General features: G+C 75.1%; 5 protein-coding genes and 1 pseudogene. 3 read left to right on the top strand and 3 right to left on the bottom strand.

Features of this window, described 5'->3' with window-relative positions; translation table 11 throughout:
* Positions 1-178 precede the first annotated feature (178 nt).
* Both ACFO60_RS40620 and ACFO60_RS40615 read left to right on the top strand, forming a co-directional pair.
* Positions 179-769 (top strand): flavodoxin domain-containing protein, encoded by a 591-nt coding sequence (locus ACFO60_RS40620; RefSeq protein ID WP_380852835.1) that lies wholly within the window; start codon positions 179-181, stop codon positions 767-769.
* Complete coding sequence (locus tag ACFO60_RS40615; RefSeq protein WP_380852832.1) at positions 766-1,260, top strand: universal stress protein; 495 nt, start codon at positions 766-768, stop codon at positions 1,258-1,260. Before ACFO60_RS40620 ends, ACFO60_RS40615 begins: the two co-directional genes overlap by 4 nt.
* A gap of 106 nt (positions 1,261-1,366) precedes the next feature.
* Here the strand turns inward: ACFO60_RS40615 and ACFO60_RS40610 are convergent, their stop codons facing one another.
* The 3 genes from ACFO60_RS40610 to ACFO60_RS40600 all read right to left on the bottom strand — a co-directional run bounded on the left by ACFO60_RS40610 (position 1,367) and on the right by ACFO60_RS40600 (position 4,381).
* Positions 1,367-2,221, bottom strand: coding sequence for a universal stress protein (locus ACFO60_RS40610; RefSeq protein ID WP_380852829.1), 855 nt, complete (start codon positions 2,219-2,221; stop codon positions 1,367-1,369).
* 243 nt (positions 2,222-2,464) lie between these two features.
* Positions 2,465-3,277 carry a universal stress protein gene (locus tag ACFO60_RS40605; protein WP_380852826.1) on the bottom strand — a complete coding sequence of 271 codons (813 nt, stop codon included), beginning with the start codon at positions 3,275-3,277 and terminating at the stop codon, positions 2,465-2,467.
* Between the two features lie 126 nt (positions 3,278-3,403).
* A complete protein-coding gene (locus ACFO60_RS40600) occupies positions 3,404-4,381 on the bottom strand; it encodes an Acg family FMN-binding oxidoreductase (RefSeq protein WP_380852823.1) in 978 nt (325 codons plus the stop codon).
* Positions 4,382-4,721: 340 nt separating this feature from the next.
* Here ACFO60_RS40600 and ACFO60_RS40595 point away from each other — a divergent pair.
* Positions 4,722-5,007, top strand: a pseudogene (locus tag ACFO60_RS40595) (hypothetical protein); the annotation flags it as partial.

Raw genomic sequence — 5,007 nt, 5'->3', positions numbered from 1 at the left:
ACCGACTCGTCGGTATCCTGCACGGCTGCCTGAAGACCGGCACGCCCTACAGCGAAACGACCGCCTGGTCGCATCACGCTCAGAGTGCTACGGCTTGACATTCAAACTCCTGGGATGTCTTTCGGCGTCCCCGGCCGGCGGGCCGCCGGCATGGACCTAGGTCACGCCAAGTCCGGCCGTGCGGCTCTACAGCCGGGCCACCGCGAGGGGCGAGGCTGACATCCTGGAGGTGATCCCCATGGCGCGGATACTCGTGGCCCACGGTTCGAAGAGAGGTTCGACCGCCCAGATCGCCGAGTGGATCGGCGAGGTGTTGCGGGACGACGGCCACGAGGTCGACGTCCTGCCGGCGGACAAGGCGCGGCAGGTGCTCGGGTACGACGCGGTGATCCTCGGAGGCTCCCTGTACGCGGGCAGGTGGCACGCCGCGTCGCGGCGCTTCGCCCGCCGCCACGCGAAGACGCTCGAGGCCTGCTCGGTCTGGCTGTTCAGCAGCGGGCCGCTCGACCACTCCGCCGTAGATCACGACATCGCGCCGGTGGCGCAGGTCGCCGGGGTCATGGCCTCGGTGGACGCGCTCGGGCACAAGACCTTCGGCGGCCGGCTGCTGGAGCGGCCCCGCGGCTTCGTGGCCTCCATGCTCGCCAAGTCGAAGGCCGGCGACTACCGCGACCGCGAGCTGGTCAGAGCATGGGCGAAGGAAGTGTCGAGCCAGCTGGACCGGCCCGCCGACCGCGGGGACGGCGGGGCGGAGAGGACGGGGACGTGAGCGCCGGGCGCGTCGTCGCAGGGGTGGACCACACCGCCGCGTCGCACCGGGCGTTGTCGTGGGCGGCGGCCGAGGCCTCCCGGCGCGGCGCCGAACTGGTGGCCGTCCACGCCTGGGACGGGACCTCCGCGTCGCACGCGCCGTACGCGCCCGCCCAGCGGCGGATGGAGGCCGAGCTGCGGCACATCACCGAGGAGACCGCGGCCCTGCGGGCCGTCTCGGAGGTCGCCCGCCTGCATCCGGAGGTCGTGGTGCGCCGCTGCCTGAATCTCGGCAGCCCCGCCAAGGAGCTGCTGCACCACAGCGAGGGCGCGGACCTGCTGGTGCTGGGGTCGTCGCTCACCGCCTCGGGCGAGCGCCGGCTCGGCCCGGTCCTGCTGGCCTGCCTTCGCCACGCGCCCTGCCCGGTGGTCGCGGTGTCCGGTGAAGGCGTCGCCCGCGAGGACGGGCCGGTGGCCGCCGGACGCCCGCACGCCGCGAACAGGACATGACACGGGCCGGAGACACCGAAGGCCGCTCCCAGCATGGGGAGCGGCCTTCGCCGGTCCGTCCCGGGCCGCCCGCCGCGCGGCAGGCGGCCCGTCGGGCCGTGGACGGTCAGTTGCGCACCACCGCGACCGGGCAGGTCGCGTGGTGCAGCAGGGCGCGGCTGACCGAGCCGATCAGCAGCGCGCCGACGCCGCCCCTGCCGTGGGAGCCGACGACCACCAGGTCGGCCTTCTCGGAGGCGCTGATGAGCGCGTCGGCGGGGTGGGCGCACAGCACGTCCTCGATCAGCTTCACACCGGGGTAGAGGGCGGCCACGTCGGCCAGCTTCTTGCTGACGGCCTCCTGCTGGGCCCTGCGGACGTCGTCCATGTCGTAGGAGACCTCGGGGGCGTAGGCGTGCACCGGGAGCTGCCAGGCGTGGACGGCGCGCAGGATGGCGCCGCGCAGCAGGGCCTCGGTGAAGGCGTAGGGCAGCGCGGGCTCGCATTCGGGCGAGTCGTCGACGCCCACGACGATCTCGCCGTGCTCGGTCCGCTCACCCTGGCGGACCACCACGACCGGGCCCCGGGCGTGGCCGGCGACATGGCCGCTCACCGAGCCGACAAGGGCTCCGACGAAGCCGCCCAGGCCCCTGCTGCCCACCACGACCTCCGTGGCCTCCGTGGCCTGCTCGCACAGCACCTCGGCCGGGTAGCCCTCGACGATCTCACCGGCGACCGCGATGTCCGGGCTGCGCCGCCGGGCGCTCGCCTTGGCGTCGGCCAGAACGCGGTGGGCGCCCTCGACGAGGGTGTCCGCCATCTCGGGCGGGGCGGGGTAGCGTGCGATGCCGTAGGGCCGGCGCTCGACCACGGTGACGATGCGGAGGGGGACTCCCCTGCGGGCGGCGTCATCGGCCGCCCATTCCACGGCGGCGGTTCCGGGCGCCGAACCGTCGGTGCCCACCACGATTCTGTCGGACATGATGCCTCCACTCACCTGACCGTCCGCTCGCCGGATCGGCCGGATGCCTCTGCTTCGAGCAAAGCTCGCCGCGGCCGTCCCGAGCAGTGCCCTAGGGCTCGCCCGCGCGGGACGTCGGCCCTCCGCGGGAAGGTCCTTGGTCACCCGCGGCCCGCTCCGGCCTCGCCCCGGCCCGTTCCGGCCTCGCCGGCGGCGCGCTCGCCGGGCCGCCGGGCTCGCTCGGCGTCGCGGGTGGCGGCCCGGTCACTGCTGAGGGACGGCGGGCAGCACGAGGACCGGGCACCGCGCGTGGTGCAGGAGGGCGTGGGTGACCGACCCGAGCACCAGCCCGGCGAAGCCCCCGCGCCCGCGCGAGCCCACGACCAGCAGCTCGGCCCGCGCGGACGCCTGGAGCAGGACGTCCACCGGGTGCCCGGGCAGGACGAGCTCGCTCACCTTGACCTCCGGCGGGCTCTCCGGCCACCGGCGCGGCCCGGCGGCCGGCCCCTCGCGCTCGGCCTGGCCGGGCGCGGTGCCCATGGCGCGGACCACGACGAGCTCCGCGTGGCGCAGGCCGGCCTCGAAGAAGGCGAACCGCAGCGTCTCGGCGTCCGCGCCCGCGCCGTCGACGCCCGCGACGATCTGCGGGAGTGCGCCCTCCGGCACCGCCCGCACGACGGCCACCGGGCAGGGGGCGCGGCCGGCGACGCCGAGGGCGACCGACCCGAGCAGCAGGCCGCGGAACCCGCCGAGGCCGTGGTTGCCCACCACGAGCAGTTCGGCGTCCCGGGCGGCGGCGATGAGGCCGGCCCGGGGATCGCCGGGCAGCCGGGCGGTGCTCACCCCGACGCCCGGTGCGGCCTGGCGGACCTGCTCCAGCGCCTCGCCCATGATCGTGTCGGCGCCCTCGCGCATCCACCGCGCGACCTCGGCGTAAGGGCCGCCATCGGCCTCGCAGGCCCATGCCGGCATCGCGTGGGTCACCCGCACCTCGCTGCCGCGCAGCGCCGCCTCGAGGGCGGCCCAGCGCGCGGCCTCCAGACCGGCCGGCGACCCGTCGACTCCCACTACTATCACGGCGTCCCTCCCCCTGTCCGTACCGTTCCATCACACCCACCGGGCGCCGCGGGGGAACAGAGCCCAAGGTCCCGCTCACCGGCCGCGCCGTCCGCCGTCTACTCCGGCGCCGGGCGCGGCGCGCGTTCAGAGGGAGGACGGCTCGGGATCGCCGGTGCGCAGCTCGGCGGCGGGACGACGGGGCGCGCGCGGCACGCCAGGGCCGTATCCGAACCTGATGATCATCTGGGCGTGGCCGCGGCGGTGGCGCGGATCGGCGCGGTGGCGCATGTCCCGCAGGTCCAGCGGCTGGTTGAGGAACGAGGCCGACAGCCCGTGCGAGGCGGCCACCAGCAGCACCCGCTGCAGCGCCTGCCCGGCCCGCAGCCAGTCGAGCGGCCGGTCGCCGGGGGTGGTGAGCACGGCCAGCTGGGGGCGGGACTCGAAGCGCTCGGGCGTGCGCGCGTTGCGGACGCCGAAGTAGCGCACGAGGGCGGGGTCGTCGGCCGGGGGAGGCCCGAGCACGTAGGTGGGCAGGCCGTCCGCGTGGGTTCCCCCGATCGTCCACGCCCGCGTCTCGGCGAGGTAGTCGTGGTCGGCGGACAGCTCCTCCTCGGCGATGGCGGCGTAGTCGAGAAGGTCGGCCGCGGCGCGCATGGTCGGCAGGACCAGGTTTGCGCCCTCCCTGGAGGCGGCGATGCGCAGGTCGGCGAGCACCCAGGGGGGCACGCGCCGGTCGCTGAACGGCTCGCGGCTGGTGCGGCGGCGGCCGATGGCGGCGTACAGCTCCTGTTCGGGGGCGGTGGGCGGGCCGAACGGCGCCATGCGGACCAAGGCGAGCAGACGGGGCTCCTCGGGAGAGGGCAGCGCCCACACCGACGGCAGATGCCCGCTCACGCGCACGGCCAGGCGAAGGTTGAACAGGGCCGCGCCACAGCTCACGTGCATGGACCGTCCGCGCGGATCGGCGACGCGCAGCCTGCGGTCGGGATCGGCCAGCAACTCGACCGACTTCTCCCCCACGATCCGGAAGCGCCATGGCTGGGTGTTGAGGACCGACGGCGCCTGGCCCGCCGCGGCCAGCAGCCAGCGAACCCCAAGGTCGGTGGCGGCGGGAAAAGGCATCACGTACCTCCTTCATCGATGTTGCGTATCCGAGGCTCGTGTCCGCGGGCGCGGGCGGGACAGAGGCCAAGGTCCCTGTCGCCGGCGCGGCGGTCCCGAGGCCGGGGGTGCGGCGCGGCACGCGGAAGGGGCGCTGAAGAGGCCGGAAGGAAGGATCCGCCGATGGCGTGCGGCGCGCGCCGATGGCGTGTCCGCGGAGATGAGGGACGAAAGTCCCGCCGGGCGGGGATGTGAGACCGCCCACGGGCGAGTCGTCCGGCACTGCCCGGCACCCGCCCCGAAGCGGTGTGCTTGGCGTGACACACGAACAGTGTTCCCCCCGCACTGAAAGGGGCCGATCATGGCTCTCACCGAAGGGCGTCACCAGAGCGACGCCGCCCCCCGCGACACCCACGCGCAGGCCGGCCCCACCGCCGTCGACCACGTGTGGGCCGTGGTCCGCCTCGCGCTCGGCTGGACGTTCCTGTGGGCGTTCGCCGACAAGCTGTTCGGCTTCGGCTTCGCCACCCCGGCCGCCAAGGCCTGGGTCAACGGCGGCAGCCCCACCACCGGGTTCCTCAAGGGCACCAAGGAGTCCGCGCTCGGCGGGTTCTTCACCGGCCTGGCCGGACAGGCGTGGGTCGACT

The sequence above is a fragment of the Sphaerisporangium dianthi genome, from assembly GCF_042654065.1.
GTDB lineage: Bacteria > Actinomycetota > Actinomycetes > Streptosporangiales > Streptosporangiaceae > Sphaerisporangium > Sphaerisporangium dianthi.
This window is presented reverse-complemented; position numbering and strand designations above follow the sequence as displayed.